The 18,270-nt window shown below is 67.7% G+C and carries 15 protein-coding genes; 6 read left to right on the top strand and 9 right to left on the bottom strand.

The genetic code is table 11. The annotated features are described in order from the left end of the window. Window positions 1–8: 8 nt before the first annotated feature. Window positions 9–3,449: a hypothetical protein gene (locus ACSHXC_RS05385; protein ID WP_438290445.1), complete on the bottom strand. Its 3,441-nt coding sequence runs from the start codon at window positions 3,447–3,449 to the stop codon at window positions 9–11. A gap of 406 nt (window positions 3,450–3,855) precedes the next feature. On the opposite strand from ACSHXC_RS05385, the gene ACSHXC_RS05380 reads away from it, so the two are divergent. The 3 genes from ACSHXC_RS05380 to ACSHXC_RS05370 all read left to right on the top strand — a co-directional run bounded on the left by ACSHXC_RS05380 (window position 3,856) and on the right by ACSHXC_RS05370 (window position 8,047). Next, on the top strand, window positions 3,856–4,377 hold the full coding sequence (locus tag ACSHXC_RS05380) for a hypothetical protein (protein ID WP_438290444.1): 522 nt from the start codon (window positions 3,856–3,858) through the stop codon (window positions 4,375–4,377). 469 nt (window positions 4,378–4,846) lie between these two features. After that, window positions 4,847–6,328, top strand: a complete 1,482-nt coding sequence (locus ACSHXC_RS05375) for an FG-GAP-like repeat-containing protein (RefSeq protein ID WP_438290443.1) — start codon at window positions 4,847–4,849, stop codon at window positions 6,326–6,328. A gap of 528 nt (window positions 6,329–6,856) precedes the next feature. After that, the gene (locus ACSHXC_RS05370; protein WP_438290442.1) at window positions 6,857–8,047 is read left to right on the top strand and encodes an acyltransferase family protein; all 1,191 of its coding nucleotides are present in this window, start codon (window positions 6,857–6,859) and stop codon (window positions 8,045–8,047) included. 239 nt (window positions 8,048–8,286) lie between these two features. Here ACSHXC_RS05370 and ACSHXC_RS05365 read toward each other — a convergent pair whose 3' ends face one another. Genes ACSHXC_RS05365 through ACSHXC_RS05340 form a run of 6 tightly spaced genes read right to left on the bottom strand, consistent with a single transcriptional unit; the run spans window position 8,287 to window position 14,975 of the window. Then, window positions 8,287–9,153, bottom strand: a complete 867-nt coding sequence (locus ACSHXC_RS05365) for a PAS domain-containing protein (RefSeq protein WP_438290441.1) — start codon at window positions 9,151–9,153, stop codon at window positions 8,287–8,289. After that, entirely contained in the window at window positions 9,143–9,850 is a 708-nt protein-coding gene (locus tag ACSHXC_RS05360) for a thioesterase II family protein (protein WP_438290440.1), read from the bottom strand. The genes ACSHXC_RS05365 and ACSHXC_RS05360 overlap by 11 nt, the downstream gene beginning before the upstream one ends. A 28-nt stretch (window positions 9,851–9,878) precedes the next feature. Continuing rightward, window positions 9,879–10,688 carry a hypothetical protein gene (locus tag ACSHXC_RS05355; RefSeq protein ID WP_438290439.1) on the bottom strand — a complete coding sequence of 270 codons (810 nt, stop codon included), beginning with the start codon at window positions 10,686–10,688 and terminating at the stop codon, window positions 9,879–9,881. A 48-nt stretch (window positions 10,689–10,736) separates the two neighbouring features. Beyond that, a complete protein-coding gene (locus ACSHXC_RS05350) occupies window positions 10,737–11,948 on the bottom strand; it encodes an acyl-CoA dehydrogenase family protein (protein WP_438290438.1) in 1,212 nt (403 codons plus the stop codon). Then, entirely contained in the window at window positions 11,945–13,657 is a 1,713-nt protein-coding gene (locus ACSHXC_RS05345; protein ID WP_438290437.1) for an amino acid adenylation domain-containing protein, read from the bottom strand. Before ACSHXC_RS05345 ends, ACSHXC_RS05350 begins: the two co-directional genes overlap by 4 nt. Before the next feature lie 49 nt (window positions 13,658–13,706). Beyond that, window positions 13,707–14,975, bottom strand: a complete 1,269-nt coding sequence (locus tag ACSHXC_RS05340) for an MFS transporter (RefSeq protein WP_438290436.1) — start codon at window positions 14,973–14,975, stop codon at window positions 13,707–13,709. 5 nt (window positions 14,976–14,980) lie between these two features. On the opposite strand from ACSHXC_RS05340, the gene ACSHXC_RS05335 reads away from it, so the two are divergent. Further along, a complete protein-coding gene (locus tag ACSHXC_RS05335) occupies window positions 14,981–15,139 on the top strand; it encodes a hypothetical protein (protein ID WP_438290435.1) in 159 nt (52 codons plus the stop codon). 128 nt (window positions 15,140–15,267) lie between these two features. Here ACSHXC_RS05335 and ACSHXC_RS05330 read toward each other — a convergent pair whose 3' ends face one another. Beyond that, window positions 15,268–15,984 (bottom strand): 4'-phosphopantetheinyl transferase family protein, encoded by a 717-nt coding sequence (locus ACSHXC_RS05330; RefSeq protein ID WP_438290434.1) that lies wholly within the window; start codon window positions 15,982–15,984, stop codon window positions 15,268–15,270. Then, window positions 15,981–16,829, bottom strand: coding sequence for a metallophosphoesterase family protein (locus ACSHXC_RS05325; RefSeq protein WP_438290433.1), 849 nt, complete (start codon window positions 16,827–16,829; stop codon window positions 15,981–15,983). Before ACSHXC_RS05325 ends, ACSHXC_RS05330 begins: the two co-directional genes overlap by 4 nt. A gap of 65 nt (window positions 16,830–16,894) precedes the next feature. Here ACSHXC_RS05325 and ACSHXC_RS05320 point away from each other — a divergent pair, with 65 nt between their 5' ends. Beyond that, window positions 16,895–17,026 (top strand): hypothetical protein, encoded by a 132-nt coding sequence (locus ACSHXC_RS05320; protein WP_438290432.1) that lies wholly within the window; start codon window positions 16,895–16,897, stop codon window positions 17,024–17,026. A gap of 405 nt (window positions 17,027–17,431) precedes the next feature. Continuing rightward, window positions 17,432–18,205: a thioesterase II family protein gene (locus tag ACSHXC_RS05315; protein ID WP_438290431.1), complete on the top strand. Its 774-nt coding sequence runs from the start codon at window positions 17,432–17,434 to the stop codon at window positions 18,203–18,205. Window positions 18,206–18,270 lie beyond the last annotated feature (65 nt).

Below are 18,270 nucleotides of genomic sequence, written 5' to 3'. Positions count from 1 at the left end.
TGCTTCCACTAGCGTCCGCTAATTGCTCTGCCGATAGCAGTGGCGTCGGCCAGTTTGCCCTCACCCACCTGGAAGACGATGTCCGCGAGCATGTCGGGGGGGACGACGCTTGAGACGTTGTTCCTCTGCACTAGGAGCTCGGCCACCTCGATGGTGGTTCGCTTGACGCCATCGTCAAAGGTGTGACCTTTCACGAGGCCGTATATCACAGCGCCTAGCTTATCGTAGAACGAGTTGTAGTAGCTGGCGCTAGCGAGAATCTGCTCCGGGTGGTTGCGTAGGATGATTCCAGTTCCACCGACTTTGCGGTTGATTGCGACGATCTCGTCGGCAGTCACTCCCACCTTGAACCCTCCGTTGACGGCACGGAATGCTCGTGTTCCATTGGCCAGGACCTCCACGCCTTCGGCGATTTCACCGGCTGCCTTGAGCCTGCCGACGGGAAGGACCATCATCGCGGCCATGCTGCACTTGCCCAGAGTCGGGTCTTTAATGCAGTCCTTGACATCGTTGAGCCCAGTGACCTGCCAGAAGATAGCAGTCATAATGGGGTCGATGTCGAGAGGCTGAAAGTAGTGGTCGCCACCGGGGCCCGTATCAAGCATGCACGGCGGGAGGTTATCCCGGCTGGGGTACGGAATGCAGGGCTTCTTCTTCGCAGCCTGGTTCTGCTGTCTACGCTGCTCTTCTGCCGCCTTGCGCTGAGATTCTATTTCCTGGTTGCGCAGATTGTCGGTGATGGACCAGGCCTGCGAGGCGGCGGCATCCGCTTCTTCCTTGCTCTTGCCAGCGGCGAGAGCAGAGGCCTTGGCAGCGGCTGCTGCGCTGTTTGCTGCTTCGGCCGAATGCCGAGCGTAGGTGGCGGAGAATTCCGCCTGGGCTGCGGACTCGGCGGCAGCGTCGGCGTCGCGGGCGGCGGCGTCGGCTGCAGTGCGGGCGGTGGTGGCGGATTTTGCGGCCTGGTTGGCGCTGTTCTGTGCCTTGTCGGCAGAGGCCTTGGCGTCGTTGGCGTACCCGGCTGCCTGGTCGGCGGACTTCTTTGCCTCGGCGGCCGCGGTGTTGGCCTCGGTCTGAGCCTGGTTCGCTATGGCGGAGGCCTCGGCGGCGAGCCAGCGGTTCTGCTGGGCCTTGGCAGCGACGATGTCGGCTTCGTTGATCAGGCGCTGGACCTGGGCGACATGAGTGTCGGCGAGCTTGTCTTTGCGGTCGGCCATGTACTGACCGACCTGGACGAAATTGTGCAGTTCGTCGGCGGGGCCGGTCAGCGCAACCTTGGCCGCCGCCTTCACTTCTGCACCGCCGTCGTTGACGAGCTTGGAGGCGATCACCTGTTCGTCTGCGTTCCGTGCCTGGTACTGGCCTCTGTTGACGAAGTCGGCCAGCACCTTGACACGGCCGTCAGCAAGGGCGGCCTTGGAGGCCTCCTTCACGCCCGGCCCACCAGCATTGTTGATCTTCGAGACCTCGATCTCGTACTCCGCACCGGCGGCTTCGTACTGGCCAGTGGCAAGGAAGTTACTGATTTCCTCGTCGGTTCCCTTAAGCGCCTCGTTGGCCTTGGTGCGCACCCCGGCATACGGGCTCTGGGCGGCGAGGTCTACGACTTGCTGGCGGGCCTCGTCCCGAGCGGCCTTCTTCCAACCTGCGCCGAGAAATTCCAGTACGTCGGTGTCGGTGCCGGACAGAGCCCGGGTAGCGGCGTCCTGCAACCAGGGGCCCCGGCTCTTGAGAGTCCTCATGGCAAGGTCGCGGCCCTTGGCAGCCACCGCCTTGACATCAGCACCGGGTTTGACAGCTTCCGCGGCCAACGCATTTGCCTCGCCATCGAGAGCTTGAGCTATCACCACGGCACTGGCGACGGCGACGACCCCCTCCTCAGCCACGGTCTGCTTGGTGCGGGCACGTTCAATAGCAGCGTTCGTGCGGGAGGTGAGGTCTTCGGTCTCACTCTCCCGGGCGAGTGCAAACACGTTCTTGGCCGTCGCCGTTGCCGAACTCGCGGTCTCGGCGGCTTCCTTCGCAGCTGCAGCGTATTTTTTGGAATCGGCGGCTGCGGTGGTGGCTTCGCCGGCGTGCTTGGCGGCTTCGTCGGCCGCATCAGCGGCCTTGTTCGCGTGGGAAGCTGCCGAGTTGGCGGCATCCCGGGCCTCGTAGGCAGCATTGGCGGACTTACGGGCGAGAGTCTCTGCGGCGTCGGCGGCGCGGTTGGCCTCGTTGGCGTGGCGGCGGGTTTCGTCGGCGGCAGCCTTGGCCTCGCCGGAGTGGATGCCAGCGGCTTCCGCAGCGTTGTTGGCGTCTTCGGCAGCAATAGCGGCGGCGGTCGCATTCGCGCCTGCGCTCTTGGAAGCCTGGGCTGCGTCGGCGGCTGCAAGTGAGGCCCTGCCGGCTTGCTGGGCCGCAAGACCTGACTTCGTAGCCAAAGCAGCCGCAAAGCGAGCGGCCTTGGCCTGGCCGGCGGCCTCCCCGGCCTTGGACTTGTCGTTGGCGGCGGCGATCGACGCGTTGGAGGCTGCCTCCGCGGCATCCGCCGCGGCCGCGGCCGCGCTCGCGGTCTGAGCAGCGGCGAGTGCGGCTATGCGGGCAGACCGGTTGGCGGCGTTAGAGGCATCGATCGCGGTCTGTGCGGCACTGGCTGCGGCACGGGCCGCGGCGGCAGCCTGCTTGGCCTTCGTCGCCGCCTTCTTCGCATCGCTCTTCGCCGCTTCGGTCTCCTTTGCGGCCGTCTCCGCGGCCTTCTTCGCCAGATCGGCGGCGGCAATCGCCTTGGCGGTTGATTCCTGGGCATCCTTGGTGGCCTGCTCGGCCCGCAGGCCTGCTTGGGTGGCCTGCTCCGTGAGCTGGGCGATTGTGGCGTGCTCCTGGTCGCGGTCGCGGGCCGTGAACTGGCCTATCTCCAGGAACTCGACGATATCCTCGGGGCCGCCTTGTAGCGCGAGCTTTCCGGCGGCCTTCATGTTCGGGCCGCCCGAGTTGATGAGTTTGGAGACCTCGACCTCGTTGTCCGCCTCGCGGGCGGTGTATTGGGTCTCCTTCAGGAACTTTTCGATGTCCTCGGGTGTGCCCTGCAGGGCGGTCTTGCCAGCGGCCTTGACCCCGTTCCCGCCGTAGTTGATGAGTTTGGAGACCTCGACCTCGTTGTCCGCCTGAAGCGGTGCCTTCCAGCCGTTCGTCAAGAAAGCGCGAAGGACGGCCGGGTCCTCGGCGGCAAGGGCTTTCTTGGCCGCGTCACGCACGGCAGGCCCACCCCGGTTGAGGATGCGGCTCGCATCAACCTCGTCGTCAGCGTTCTGGATGCCGTCTTTGACAGCGAGGAACTTTTTGATGTCCTCGTCCGTACCAAGGAGCGCCTTCTCGGCCGCTTCCTTAATCCCTGCTCCACCAGTCGTCCAGTAGTCGACGACCAGAGACCGGTCCGAAGGTACTGGCACGGTGATATCGGCGTCTGCCACGGCCGGGGTTGCGCCTAGCAGACTCACCAAGAGGGTGCCGGGAAGAAGCGCGGCCCATGCCCCGCGCATCCCAGACGCTGATGTTCGGACAGGCTGATGCGACGCTCGTAGGGCGCGCAGTCGCCGTTGTTTCACCTGCTGGGTTCCTTTCGGATCGGTATGTCCGCTACCAAGACACACCGCTCCCCGACTGCAACCGTGTCGGCATATTTCCAGTTTGGCGCGATGTGGGGGTGGGTGTAGTAGCGGATCGGTGCACCTGTCGAGTGCAGCCGCAACATCCGGAGTGCGGCAACCCCCCCTGACGCGGGAGTGATTGGGGGCCTCTCGCCGAATCTTACATATGTTTTACTTGTGTGAATCTTGTGGGCGCGAACTGTGCCTGCCCTCTCTCCGGAAGGACGACATGGCGATACGCCGTGCCCGAAAGGCACTCTTGATTGGCATCGCTGGCGTGATCGCGGCCTCGGCTGGAGCCGCCACGCTCGCCACGGCGCAGGCCGCGCCCCACTCCGCGGCACCGACTACGGTGAGCGCTGGGGCCGCTGACATGCCGTCGGCAGTCGAGAGCTTCGACTACCCGAACGCGGCGAAGGTCCTGCAGGACCAGAAGATCACCCTGAAGAAGGGCGACGGTCACATCGTGCTCTCGGACTGTGCGAGCGGGTATGACATCCAGGTGAAAGCGCGCACAGCGACCTCATCGGCGAAGTTCTGCTTCACGGTCAGTGGCAGTCGGGGCTACCTGACGATGGAGGTGCCCGATTCTTTCGGTATCTGGACCAAGGAGCACCCTGTTCAGGCCACGCTGACCGCCGATGGTCAGGAGACCGTCGTCAATGCGCCGAAGAACGACTACACCGCGATGGGTGAGACAGGCGATTCTGGTAAGCGCTCCATGCTGGTTGAGCTTCGCGTCACCAGCTGACCCACCGGGTCATACGCATTGGCGGGCTGCGCTGCCTAACCGCACGAGGTAGTAGCGGCGGCATACTGCGAATCGTGGCCGCCAAGCGGCACATGCCAGCCTGCCAGGGCATACGGGCAACCAGACCTCGATCTCTGTATCGCCGCTGAACGCTGCCCCGGCCAACCTGCTCTGCGGCCGACCTCGCCGTCCACTACGACTACGGCCAGGGCACCGACGGCCGCAACCGCGCCCGTATCTGGACCTTCACCAGCACCGGCACCGCCATGGACCCGCCCCGCAGCGATTGGGACAGCCTCATCGGCTAACCCACGGCGCCCGGGACACCGTGCTCCACCGGTCACACCGCCGTGCGGCCCCGGCTCACCCGTATCCCGCACTGGATCTTCCCTCTAGACCTGTTCAAAGGACTGCCATGCCTGTACGAGGTTCACGCACCGCGTGGACAACCGCCTTCCTTTCCACTGCCGTGGGAGCTGGGCTCCTGACCGCCTCTCCCGCCTCCGCTCTAACCGGCAGTGAAGCAGCTAGCGGTGGCTACGCCTTCACCGCCAAGCTCAACGTCGGCGAGGCAACAGCGTGCACCGGCACGCTGGTTGACCCGCAGTGGGTACTCACCGCGGCCAGCTGCTTCACCGTCGACGGTAAGCCTGCCCAGACTGGTAAGCCTGCCCTGAAGACCACCGTCACTGTCGGCCGCAGCGATCTGACGCAAGCCACCGGCAGCGTGCGGGAGGCTGTCGAGCTGGTGCCGCGCACCGACCGCGATGTCGTGATGGTGAAGCTGTCTAACCGGATCCAGAACGTCGTCCCGGCTAAGGTCGCTTCGACCGCTCCGGTGGCTGGTGAGCAGCTGTGGTCGGCCGGGTTCGGGCGTACGAAGACCGAGTGGGTGCCCAGCAAGTTGCACTCGGCGGCCTTCACGGTCGCCTCGGCCGACGCCACGTCGGTCGGCCTGAACGGCTCGGCGGATGCGGTGATCTGCCAGGGGGACGCGGGCGCCCCGGCTCTGCGTACGAAGCAGGACGGCAGTGCTGAGCTCGTCGCAGTCAACACCCGCTCATGGCAGGGAGGCTGCCTTGGCAACGACCCTGCCGAGACCCGTACCGGTGCGCTCGATGCACGGGTCGACGACCTGGGCGGGTGGATCCAGCAGACGGCCTTCCGCGCCCAGGACGACTTCACCGGGGACGGCGTCGCCGACCTGGCTGCGATCTGGTCCAACGGCACCCTGCACATCTACCCCGGCGACAAGAACAAGGGCCTGGCCGGCACGGATACCCAGCAGCTCGGCGGCACCACATGGAAGACCACCAAACAGCTCGCCAAGGGTGACTTCACCAACGACGGCATCGCCGACATCATGGCGATCTATTCCAACGGCACGATGCACCTGTACGCCGGTGACGGCAAGGGCGGCATCAAGGACAGCGTCCCCGTCACCACCGGCGGCAGCACCTGGGGCACCACCAAGCAGCTCACCGCGGGTGACTTCGACGGTGACGGCATCGCCGACATCATGGCCGTCTGGAACGACGGCACCATGCACCTGTACAAGGGCAAGGGCGACGGCCAGCTTGAGGGCGAGCGTCGCATTACCGTCGGTGGCAACACGTGGGCCACCGTGCGGCTGCTGCCCGGCGGTGACTTCGACGGTGACGGCATCGCCGACATCATGGCCGTCTGGAACGACGGCACCATGCACTTCTACAAGGGCAACGGTGAGGGCCAGATCGAGGGAGAGCGCCCGGTCGCCCGGGGCGGCAACACCTGGAAGACCGCCCTGCAGATGATCGGCGGTGACTTCGACGGTGACGGCATCGCCGACATCATGGCCGTCTGGAACGACGGCACCATGCACCTGTACAAGGGCAACGGCAAGGGCGACCTCACCGACGACACCAGCGTGTGGGGCGGCAACACCTGGAAGACCCTCATCCAACTCGCCTGACCCGCAGACGTGAATACCGGCGCGGCCTCCGGGAGCCCTCTTCCCGGCGGCCACGCGGTTCCCCTCCTCGCACGTTGCCCCCTGTGCTGCAGCGTTCACGGGCCGCCGGTCGCCGCCGAAGCACCCAGCTGTGCTGTACGCCTGCCGCCTAGCGGGCAAGCCGGAGGCGCCCACCGGGCGCTCTACAGGAAGCTCGCCCCGGCGCCATCAGTGGTATCCGCGGGGCTGCCCCGTGGGGATGGCGTATCCCGGCTGGTGGTGGTCAGCCCGGCAGTGCCATTCAGCGTGACCGCTGCAGGACAACTCCGCGGGATCGGCCCTGGTTCCCATGCCCGTGATCGCGCACCCTGAGCGTGGCTCCGACAGCTGACCTCCGTGGTCGTCCGGCCCCGGCCCAGGACCTTCTGCGCCACCACGGACACGGGCATGAGAAAATGCTTTACACACAACTTACCCCCCCGGTAGTTCGCGACTGCCGGAAATGTCAGACTTATCGCGTCCCTGCCCCGGACGCTGTGGAGGTTTCGCATGTCCCAGCGCCGACCGGCGACCAGACTCGCGGCGTTGGACGGGCTCCGGCTCGTCGCCGCTCTGATGGTGGTCTGCTACCACTACCTCGCGCTGAGCCGGCCCTGGGGCCACGACCCGGCCACGATTTTCCCGACGCTGCACAGGTTCGCCGAGTTCGGCTGGCTGGGCGTCGAGGTGTTCTTCCTGGTCAGCGGGTTCGTGATCTGCATGAGCGTGTGGGGCCGCAGCCTCGGTGACTTCGCCGTCTCCCGCGCCTCCCGGCTCTTCCCCGCGTACTGGGTCGCCGTGCCGCTCACCGCGCTGGTCGTGAAGAAATGGCCGGAGATCACGTCGATACGCGGCTGGGACGACGTCATCGTCAACCTGACCATGGTCCAGGCCGGCAACAACACCAAGAACGTCGACGACGTGTACTGGACGCTCTTCGTGGAGCTCAAGTTCTACGTCCTGATGGCCATCGTGGTGCTCTGCGGGGTCACCTATCGCAACCTGCTCATCTTCATCGGGGTGTGGACCGTTGCGGCGGCCCTCGCGCCCAGCCTCGGCTTTCCGGCGCTCGCGGCGTTCGCGATGCCGCAGTACGCGCCGTTCTTCATCGCGGGCATCGCCTTCTACCTGATGCGCCGTTTCGGACAGAACGCCCTGCTCTGGGGCATCGTCCTGTTCCAGCTTCTCCTGTCCCAGCGCTACATCCACTACCGCATGGCCAGCAACCTCGGCCGGGTGGCCGCCGAGCACCTGCCGACCTGGCCGGTCCGGCTGATCATCATCGCTGGGTTCGCCGTGGTCGGGGCGATCGCCCTGGGCGTCTTCGACAAGATCCAGTGGAAGTGGCTCTCCACCGCCGGTGCGATCACGTATCCGCTGTACCTGATCCACATGTTCATCGGCATGACCCTCATCCACCACTTCCGCAACCGGCTCCCCGCCCCGGTCCTGGTGGTCTCGGTCATCGCGCTGATGATGGCCACCGCCTGGCTCATCCACCGCTTCGTGGAACGCCCCGTCGGCAAGTGGATACGCAACTCCATGAAGCGCGGCATCCAAGACGTACGCCTCAACACACCCGCCCGCCAACACCGTCGTACCCGCATCGTCATGCAGCCCTCGAGCCTCCCCGCCACGCCAGTGAAAACCGAGAAGGACGTGGCTCTCCTCACGGGAAGCGCCGAACCGCAGGTTCGCTGATCGTGGCTGGGGCTGTCCTGGACAGGGTCAGCCGTGATGAGTGCCTTGTTGCTGCCAGGCAGCTGAAGGCGCAACCACAAAGTCACAACGACCGCACCGCGTTGGGGCCACCAGCAGCGGCGTTCACATGCCGGCCTCGCCCTCGCCGGATGACCGACGAGGGCAGCCAGCTGGCGACACCGGGGCGGGGCACGGCGAACACCGTGCCCCGCCCGTGCCGGTCCTGGGCCGGCCCGGTCTCAGGCCGGCCAGCCGAAGGCGCTGGCCGTGTCCCGTGTGCGCTCCGGTTCGGGGTCGTTGAAGACGAAACACCGGGTGTTGCTGACGGTGCCGCCCTGGGCCTGGGCCGTCGAGAAAATCAGCACCGGCTTCGGAGCACCTTCTTTGGTGACGAAGTTCGCGCGGAAGTTGATGATGGGCGAGTCCTCTTCCCAGCGCGACAGGAAGTCGTCGAGCAGGCCCTGGTCCTCGTAGATCTTGCGGATGTGTCCGCCGACGTACTCGGACGGCGAGGAGTCGTATTCGACCAGTGCGACGTCTGCAGGGTTGGCGTACATGACATTGCCGTTGACCCCGATCAAGTGGATTGCCACGGGTGCCACTTGGTAGAACTCCCGCATCACCTCTTCCTTGTCCGCGCTGGGGGCCAGGGACGGGCGTGCGCAGGCGCCGACCGCGCGGATCCAGGCCGTGGCGTCGGATGTGGCCGTGTCCCCGGCAGCGGTGTTCGGCACCGGCAGCCGCTCTCCGAGTTCCGGGCGGCTCACCCAGTGGATGCGGGTGGTGCCGCCGCTCTTGCCGGCCACTACGGCATTCACCCGGGCCGTGTGCTCCCGGCCCTCGGCGCTGCAGTACGCGACCTGGACGTTCTCCACCCGCTGCTCCTGCTCCAGGCGCTGCAGCAACCGGGCCAGGCCGTCGTCCGCACCGTCGAGCAGGATTCGCCCGCCGAGGTGGGCGGCCTCTCCGCCCATCAGCACGGACTGCGCCTTGTTGTGCAGCACTACGGCGCCGGTCCCGTCGGTCACGGCGATGCCCACCGAACTGTTCCCGATGACGTCGATGAGCTGATCGGTGGAAGGGATGTTGCTGTTGTCAGCCGTCATTTCCCACTCCTGGGTCTCCAGAATTCTGACTGCGTTCCACGATGCGGCCGATGACTGCCGCGATGGCGTCCTGGCCGGACAGGTAGTAGTCATGCCCGCCGTCGAAGGTGAACGTTCCGAGGTGCGGACCGGTGATGAAGCGTTTCCACTCCAGCATCTCGTCGGGCCGGGTGAACGGGTCAGCGCTCCCGCACAGCAGCGCAAGCGGGACGTCGACCGGCGCTCCGTCGGTCCGGTGCTGCCGTCGCATTTCGAGGTCCGCCAACAGCCAGGACCCCTCGGCGTCGCCCTCCTGACGGTGCCAGGCCGTGAATGCCGTGGCCGCTGCGGACCGGGGTGCGCTGAGCGGCCCGCGGGCCCCCGACACGAGCACGCTGCCGACCGCGCATACGGGCCGGGCGGCAAACCGGGCCGCGAGTTCGTACGCGAACAGCGCTCCCAGGCTGTGCCCGAACAGGTGCAGTCGCCGTCCCGGCAGCAGCGCGGCAAGGTCGTCGGTCCAGCGGTCCACGGCGTCCCGCACCGAGGCGGGTGCCTCGTCGTCCGCCAGACGGCCGCGTCCGGGCATCTCGCAGTGTGCTGCCGGCAGCGTGGGAGACAGACGGGTTCCTGTCGCGACGTACGGCGACACGGTGCTGCCCGCCGGCGGCAGAAAGACCACGGCGTCGTCGGCCGTCCCGATGTCGCCCTGCAGCACAACGGATCGTCTAAATTCCGTGCCGGGCCTATTGGCTGAGGAATTTCCTCTCGATTTCCTTGAGCGTGCGGAAGGCATCGAGGGTCACCTCCTCCGACCGCAGCATCGTGCCCCGCAGTTGCTCGACGTGGAGCACGAGCTCCACGAACTGCAGGGAGCTGATGACACGCGTCTCGATGATGTCGGTGTCAGGATCCAGGTCCGTCAGGTCGGGGTTGCGCTCAAGGATCCAGGAGCGTACGTCCGTCCAGCTCGCCGCCATGTCTCTCCTCACTTCCCGGCGGCCCCGGTGCGTGGCGAACGCGTTGAACGCCGCGACCCTGTCGGCCACTTCGTCGATCAGCGCGAGATCACCCGGCCCGATGGGACCTCGCCGGTGTTCCGGACCTCGTACGAGGACGAGACGGCCGCCGGAAACGCCCCGGTAGTCCAGCGTGACGGCCACCGCCGAACCGGCCTTCCACCCGCGCAGCAGCTCCAGATGCCGGGGGTCGGTGAGCTGCGCGCAGCCCTCGTGTTCGCTGATCACGATCCGCTGTTCGCCGCTGCTCCCGGCCAGGGTGCGCACTCCGTCCAGTGCCGCCGACAACCCGTCCGGCGACCGGACGACGGGTTCGGGATGCACGGCTGGTGCGTCCAGGGATATCGCCGAACCGAGAAAGGGAATGCATGTTCGGGCCACTGCCGGGACGATGTCCGGGAGGCCGGCGGTGTTCCGGATCGTGGCGCTGATGTGGGCAAGGAATCCCAGGGATTCCTCGGCGGCTTTGCGTCCTGCGATGTACCGCAGCGCGGTGGCCCAGTTCTCGGTCGAGCTGTCCGCGGGTTGTCCGGGCATGTCGGGTTCCTCGGAGTACTCGGAAGCAGGGGGTCAAGTGCGGTGCGATCAGGCGAGCCGCACGTCCGGGTCGAGCAGGCACAGGTGCCCGTCCGCCAGGTGGAGGCGGTCGTTGCTGTAGTTCAGCGAAGCCGAGCGCAGGTCGCGCAGGGCCTTTTCCAGCCGGGTCGGCGAGTCCTGGAGATAGCCGTGCCGGAGCCCGACGGCTTCGACGAGGTCGTTCACAGCCGCGCAGCAGTCCTCAGCGGCAGTGATCTTGAGGTTGTTCAGCAGCAACTGGCTGCCGGGGGCGGACAGATCCGTCCCCCGCGAGACCAGCGCCTGAGCCCGGCGCAGCAGAGCGTGGACGCCGTCGAGCCGCTGCCGGGCCCGGGACAATCGCGTCAGCAGCAGTTCCGAACCGAGGTCGAACCCTTTGCGGCTCCCCGGGTCGCGCAGCAGGTGCAGGACGCGGGACAGGGCCCCGCACGCGGTCCCCAGCCAGGCCGCCGACCAGCCGAGGTGAGCCAGCGGGCCGAAGACGGTCCGGGCGATGTGATGGAAGGCGCCGTGTTCGCCGAGCACCTGGTGGGCGGGGACCGTGCCGGTGAGGGCCAGCGGCAGACTATGGCTGGCGCGCATCCCCATCGGGCACCACGACCCGGTCGCCTCCACGCACAGCTGGCTGCGGTGGGCGTACACCAGGGAGACATGGTGATCCGCGGTGGCGTGCGGGCTGCGCATGGTGATCAGGAAGCCGTCCGCCGCCGTGCCGCCGGTCACGATCGGGGCCCTCCGGTCGATCTCCAGGGTCTCGCCGGCCTCGCGCAGCGGGGCGTACGACGTCAGGAGGTGACCGCCCTTGCCGGGCTCGGTCGTGACCGAGGCCAGATACAGATCCCCCGACGCCAGCAGGGGCAGCAGCTCATCGCGGAGCGGCGGCTTCGCGTAACGCACGATCGCCTCCGACTGCTGACAGTGCATGGCGAAGATCATCGCCACTGACATGTCGGTACGTCCCAGCACCATGGTGACGTCGACGAGGTCGGCGACGGTGCCTCCGAGGCCGCCGTCCGCGGCCGGCACGAGAAGGCCGAGCAGACCGGTCCGGCGCATCTCCGCCAGCGCCTGCTCGGGGAACACTGCGTCCCGCTCGGCCCGGGCGAGGTGTTGTTCGGCGGCACGGGCCACGGCGGCGGCCTTTTCCGTCAGATCCGCCGCCCCGTCTGCCGAGACACGGTTCTCGGCGGACGCGGACGTCCTCACTCCTGCCGTGGTCATCGTGCCTCTTTCCGGGTGGTGGCGGCCGCCCGAAGCGAGCGGTGGTCGATCTTTCCGTTGTGCGTGAGCGGTAACGCGTCCCACTCCTTCCATCGCCGCGGCACCATCGGCAGCGGCAGTGCTGCACTCAGGGTCTGCTGCAGTTCTTCCGGTGAGGCGGGGCCGCGCAGGCAGTAGTGCGCGACGAGTTCGCCGGGACCGGCGCCGCCGGACACCGTGACGGCGCATTTGTCAATGCCGGGATGACGGCTCAGGACCGCTTCGATCTCACCGAGCTCCATGCGGACGCCAGCGACCTTGACCTGCCGGTCGCCGCGGCCGAGGTAGTACACGAGCCCCTCGTCGAAGCGCGCCAGGTCGCCGGTGCGGTAGAGCCTTCCCGTGGGCGAGGCCGGGTCGAAGGGATCGCGGAAGAAGGCACGGCCGGTGGTGTCGGGATCGCTCCGATAACCCAGCCCCACACCCGCTCCGCCGACGAACAGCTCACCGATCTCCCCGGGCTCGGCTGCCCGCCATGTGCCATCCGCTCCGTGGATGAGCAGATAGAGCGTGGTGTTGACGACCGGTGAGCCGACAGGGAGCCGGGATCTCTGGAGGTCGGCATGCGTCACCAGGTGATGGGCGACATCGTCGGAGCACTCGGTGAGTCCATAGGCGTTGACGACGGACACATGGGGGAGAGCCTCATGTACACGCGCTGCCACCGAGGGATGGAGTTCTTCACCTGTGGACACCAGCCGGCGCAGTCTCTTCAGCGATCCGCCGCCGAGGCGCTGCACTTCGTCGACGAGTCGACCGACGACGGTGGGGACGAGCTCGACGACGGTCACGTCCGCGGCATCGAGGGCGGTGATGAGTCCTCGCGGGAAGTGCATCGCGGTGTCGTTCACCACCGCGATGCGACCACCGACCAGCAGTGGAGCGAGCATTTGCCAGATGGAGATGACGAACGCCAGCGGTGCTGTGAAGGCCACCGCGTCGTCGGGTCCGAGCGAGAGGTCACCGGCCTTGGCCCAGAGGTGGTTGAGCATGCCTTGGTGTTCGACCACAGCGCCTTTGGGGCGGCCGGTGCTTCCCGAAGTGAAGATCGTGTAGCGGGATTCATGCGAGTGGTCGCGGGCATTCGGGGCCAGCAGTTCACCGGGTGCGCTCTCCACCTGCAGACGCAGGGCGGGTATCCGCTGTGCCGCGGCGGCCGAGCAGGCGGCACGGGCGGCGCCGTCGGTATCGGAGTAGTCCAGCAGCAGAACGGCCCGGCTGCGTTCGAGGACGTCCCGGGCCCGCTCCTCCGGCCAGTCCAGGTCGATGGGCAGGTAGCAGGCGCCCACACTTTCCAGTGCCAGGAAGACGACCGGTGTGCCGGCACTGCGAGGGCCGGCGGCAGCAACCACGTCACCTGTGCGCACGTCCCGGGAAAGCAGCGCGTTCCGTGTCGCGGCGACCCGCTCCAGCAGATCCCGGTAGCTCAGCATCCGTTCGCCGTCGGTGACAGCAGGGCGGCCCGGATCGGCCTCGGCATGCCGGATGACGTGCTCCAGGACAGCGGTTCCCGTGTTCACGTCCAGGGTGTTGCGCAGGGCGAGGGCGCTCGCCCGGGACGCTGCCCCGGGGGCCAGGGTGAGTTCGGTGAATCCCTCGGCCGGACGTCGAAATCCCTTGGTGGGACGGTGGTTTGGGCTGCGTGGTTCGCGGATTTTCCAATCCCCCATGCCTGGGAGCCTCTCAACCCCCTCTACGTGACCGGTAGTGGATATCCGGTCAGTGCCCCTGCGCCCGGGTGATGTCTGGCGTGCCCGTGGGTGCAGGTGTGTCAGGGGCGATTCCCCTGGGTGTGGGTGAGTTGGGCCCCGCGCTGCCGTCCGGGGTCTGCTGTGCCGGTGCCACGGCCTTCGATACGGCCGGTTCGGGAAGCATCCGGAACAGGAACCAGCTCAGGGCCGGCATCGCGATCAGTGGGGCCAGCGCCGTCTGCAGGGAGGTGGTGTCGGCGATCCAGCCGATGAGGGGGCTCACGATGCCGCCGACGCTGACGGCCAGGCCGAGAGTGATCCCGCTCGCGGTGCCGACGCGCGTGGGGAGATAGTCCTGGCCGAGGGTGACCTGGAGGGAGAAGGGGATGTAGAGGCCGGCGGAGGTCAGCGCCACGAACACGTAGATCGCCGGGCCGGGGACAAAGACGATGCCTGCGACGGCGGCGACGGACATCAGGTACGACCTGCGCGCAGCGGTCACCCGGTCCCAGCGGGTGGCCAGACTGCCTCCCAGCACGGTGCCCACCGCACCGCCGATGTAGAGCACGAACAGTGCTGCTGTGCCCGCCGCTGTACCACCACCTGTCCGCTGCTGGACGTAGAGCGAGATGAACGCGCTCAGGCCGATGAAGACGATGGACCGGCAGATCACGGCCAGCGCCAGCTTGACGAAGGAAGCCCTGTCTTCGGTTCCGGCGCGAACTGCCTTGCCGGAAGCGCCGGGTGACGTTCTGCCGAGCGCGCGCAGGGCGGGCAGGCACAGCACGGTGCCAGCGAGGGCCGGGATCACGAGGAACGGCGAGTACCGCAGTCCGCCGGTGGCTATGACGACGGCAACCATGACGGGCGCGAGGGCGAATCCGATGTTGCCGCCGAGGGAGAACCAGCTCATCGCCGTGTGGCTCCCCTTGCTGGCGATCCGTGCGACCCGGGCGGACTCGGGGTGATACGCGGCGACACCGACACCGGCCACGGCCACGAACGCCAGCGTCAGCGCGTAGGACCCGCTCAGGCCGCTCAGGGCGATCCCCAGCCCGGCGAGGACCGTACTGACGGGCAGCAGCCACGGCATCGCCCACCGGTCGGTGAACGCGCCGAACAACGGTTGCGCCACCGAGGACAGCAGGGACGCGGCGAGCACGATGCCCGAGGCCGCCGCGTACGTGTAGGCGCGCTCGGCGACGAAGAACGGGACGAGTGACGTCACGGCGCCCTGGTAGATGTCCACGCAGGCATGGCCGAACGACAGCAGGGTGATCGTTCTGTTTCTTGGCACACCTCATGCTCACCGCCGAGCATGGTGTCGCGCTTCCGATAAACGGCCAATTACTCAAGCAGATCCGCCATGAACCGATCGCCCCCCTCGACATCGGAAGCGACGAAACCACGCACGTCTGCCAACTGCCCTGCCGCAACGCCCTCTTGACCAGTGTTTGGTGATCTTTGACTTCGCGGCCTCTGGTGCGGGCTTGGGGGAGCGCACTTCGTCGGCGGCGAACATGTGGGTGAAGCAGTCGGCGAAACCGGCCGACCTGGGGGCATCGCCGCCACGACCCCTGAGTGTGACGTCAAGACGGTGAGACCAGGCCACGGCGTGCTCGGGGGACGTCGTCGAGCTCGCTCTCCCTCGCCAGATGGACGGCCGTCGCGAGCAGACCGCGGGCCTGGTGCCAGCGGCCCGGGAAGACCGGCACGCGATGGCCGTCGATGAGCGGCCCCGGCACGAGCAGCCGGGCCGAGAAGGTTCCGTCGCACGGGTCCACGGCGATCTCCGCCTCGGAGAAGTCGAGTTCGCGGGCCGTCAGCGGGTACCACGCCTTGAAGACGCTCTCCTTCGCGCTGAAGAACAACCGGTCCCAGTGCACGTCCGGCCGACGTTCGGTCAGGGACACAATCGCCGCCCGCTCCGACGGCAGTGTCACCACCTCCAGGACACCGTCCGGGAGTGGCCCGTTCGGCTCGGCGTCGATGCTCACGGAAGCCGTGAGCTCGGCGGGGGAGACCGCGGCGGCCCGGTAGCCCGCGCAATGCGTCATGCTGCCGACGATGCCGTCCGGCCACTGAGGAGCGCCGCGTCGGTTCGGCAGGATCGGCGCCGCAGGACGGCCGAGCCGTCCCAGCGCACGGCGGGCTAGATACCGCACAGTGGTGAACTCCCGCTGCCGCGACTCCACCGCCTGCGCAATCGTTTCCCGCTCCTCGTCGAAAAAGTGGTCGCCGGGGCGCGCCTCGTCGTCGTACGCCGCCTCGGTGACGACCGTGCGGGGAAGGATCGCCTCGATCACCGCACGCCTCCGGCAACCGGCGCCGGCAGCACCCGGCGCAGGGGAATCCGCGGCGGCCGCGCCCGCCACTCGCGCGGGTAGCCGACCGAGACCTCTTCGAAGCGCACCCCGTCGTAGTGGGTCACGCGCGGGATGTGCAGATGGCCGTAGATGACGGCCGCGGCGCGGAAGCGCAGGTGCCAGTCCGCGGTCAGTTCGGTCCCGCACCACTGGGCGAACTCCGGATAGCGCAGCACCTGCGTCGGCTGGCGGACCAGGGGCCAGTGGTTGACCAGGACGGTCCGCAGCGTGGGGTCGAGTGCCGTCAGACGCCGCTCGCTCTCCGCGACGCGCTGCCGGCACCATGCCGCGCGGCTGGGGTAGGGGTCGGGGTGCAGGAGGTACTCGTCGGTGCAGACGATGCCCGCGTCGTGCGCGATGCGAAGCGACTCGGCCGTCGTGGTGGCACCGGGCGCGCGGAACGAGTAGTCGTAGAGGGTGAAGAGCGGGGCCACCGCCACCGGTCCGTCGGCGCTCTGCCAGATCGGGTAGGGATCCTCCGGCGTGGCGACGCCAAGGTCGCGGCAGAGCGCGACGAGGTGCTCGTAGCGGGCCTCGCCGCGCAGCGTGCAAGGGTCCTGGGGATGGGTCCACAGCTCGTGGTTGCCCGGTGTCCAGATCACCTTGGCGAACCGGCCCGCCAGCAGGCGCAGCGCCCAGGCGATGTCGTCGACCTTCTCGCCGATATCGCCCGCGACGATCAGCCAGTCGCCGTCCGAAGCGGGCCGCAGCGAGTCGACCAGCGTGCGGTTCTCGGCGTGGACGACATGCAGATCGCTGATGGCCAGGAGGTTTCCAGCAGGCACGGTGCCCTCTCTCTCGTTGATCAGCCTGCCGCCGCTTCGACGGCGGTGGCAGGGGAGTGGGAGGCGTGGAGCCGGGCGTAGAAGCCTGGTACGCGCAGGAGTTCGCCGTCGGCGCCGCGCCGAGCGTCGGCAACGCCAACGTGCCTGGAATCAGCCGCAGTTGGTGGAGTGCGAGTGCGCCGGTCGCCCCACCGTAGGGACGCAGCAGCCGCAACAGCACGAAAGGACACCCCCTGTTGGCCGGCGGCACGCGGGCCGCCAGGCGGACGGAGCCGGCCGGCACGCCGCCCCGGTCCATTGGAGCACACGGGGCGCCCGGATATCCCTAGTGTCCGCACTGACGCCGAGTACAGGGCCGCAGAACTGATGGGGAGGCGGGGTAGAAGTCTAGGGATTCACCCACTGCGCGGGCATGTCCAATGAGTTCCAGGGCCCACAAAGGGCTTTGCGGGGCCCTGGTGGCTCAGGGAGTGGGGCCGCTCGGTCTCCTGATGGGCGTTCGCCATGTGCCACGGCCCTGTCCTCCCGTCGCAGTGCCCCCCCCCCACGCGCCCGCCTGTCAATTCGTCCCGCTCGGCTCCACCTGCTAGGAGATCACTCACATGACGACGTCCACCGAAGGGGGCCTGTGGGGGCGGCGCTTCCACCCCGCGCCGTCCAGCCCCAGCCAGCTCTTCTGCTTCCCTCACGCGGGTGGCTCGGCGTCCTTCTACTTCCCCGTGTCCGCCCAACTGTCTTCCGTGGCGGAGGTGTTCGCGGTCCAGTACCCGGGTCGGCAAGACCGGCGCATGGAAGTCAGCCCCAGCGATATCGCCGATTTCGCCGACCAGGTCTACGGCGCGCTGCGTCCCACCTTGACGGCCCGGCCCACCACCTTCTTCGGCCACAGCATGGGCGCCACACTGGCCTTCGAGGTGGCCCGTCGTCTCGAAGCAGACGGTGGTGAACTCGCCCACCTCTTCGCCTCAGGCCGTCGCGCACCCTCCCGGATCCGCGACGAGAACGTCCACCGGAAGACCGATGAAGGCATCGTCGGGGAACTGAAACTCCTCGCCGGAACCAACACCGCGCTCCTCGGCGACGAGGAGATCCTGCGGATGATCCTGCCGGCGATCCGGAGCGACTACCAAGCCATCGAGACCTACCGCTGCGCGCCCGATGTCACCATCCGGGCACCGCTGACGGTGCTCACCGGCGACAGCGATCCAAAGACCTCGCTCGACGAGGCCGAAGCCTGGCGAGGCCACACCACCGGCCCCTTCGACCTGCGCGTCTATCCCGGCGGACACTTCTACCTCACCGCCGAGGCCGCAGCTGTCATCGCCCTCCTGAGGCAGCATCTCGTCACCCTGAGCCAGCCTGGCTGCGCCCGGTGAACCAAGGACGGCCCGGCCGGCGCCGCGCGGGCGGCGCGCCTGCTCGTTCAGTGAGGTGTTGACCG

It is taken from the genome of Streptomyces sp. HUAS TT7 (assembly GCF_051550175.1).
Taxonomy (GTDB): domain Bacteria; phylum Actinomycetota; class Actinomycetes; order Streptomycetales; family Streptomycetaceae; genus Streptomyces.
The sequence above is the reverse complement of the archived record's forward strand: the minus strand, read 5'-3'. Positions and strand labels throughout refer to the sequence as shown.

Excerpts from the sequence above, each read along its gene's own strand:
- ACSHXC_RS05365 (WP_438290441.1), bottom strand. The coding sequence starts at position 9,153 with ATGACGGCTGACAACAGCAACATCCCTTCCACCGATCAGCTCATCGAC.
- ACSHXC_RS05355 (WP_438290439.1), bottom strand. The coding sequence starts at position 10,688 with ATGCCCGGACAACCCGCGGACAGCTCGACCGAGAACTGGGCCACCGCG.
- ACSHXC_RS05380 (WP_438290444.1), top strand. The coding sequence starts at position 3,856 with ATGGCGATACGCCGTGCCCGAAAGGCACTCTTGATTGGCATCGCTGGC.
- ACSHXC_RS05370 (WP_438290442.1), top strand. The coding sequence starts at position 6,857 with ATGTCCCAGCGCCGACCGGCGACCAGACTCGCGGCGTTGGACGGGCTC.
- ACSHXC_RS05345 (WP_438290437.1), bottom strand. The coding sequence starts at position 13,657 with ATGGGGGATTGGAAAATCCGCGAACCACGCAGCCCAAACCACCGTCCC.
- ACSHXC_RS05350 (WP_438290438.1), bottom strand. The coding sequence starts at position 11,948 with ATGACCACGGCAGGAGTGAGGACGTCCGCGTCCGCCGAGAACCGTGTC.
- ACSHXC_RS05315 (WP_438290431.1), top strand. The coding sequence starts at position 17,432 with ATGACGACGTCCACCGAAGGGGGCCTGTGGGGGCGGCGCTTCCACCCC.
- ACSHXC_RS05335 (WP_438290435.1), top strand. The coding sequence starts at position 14,981 with ATGCTCACCGCCGAGCATGGTGTCGCGCTTCCGATAAACGGCCAATTA.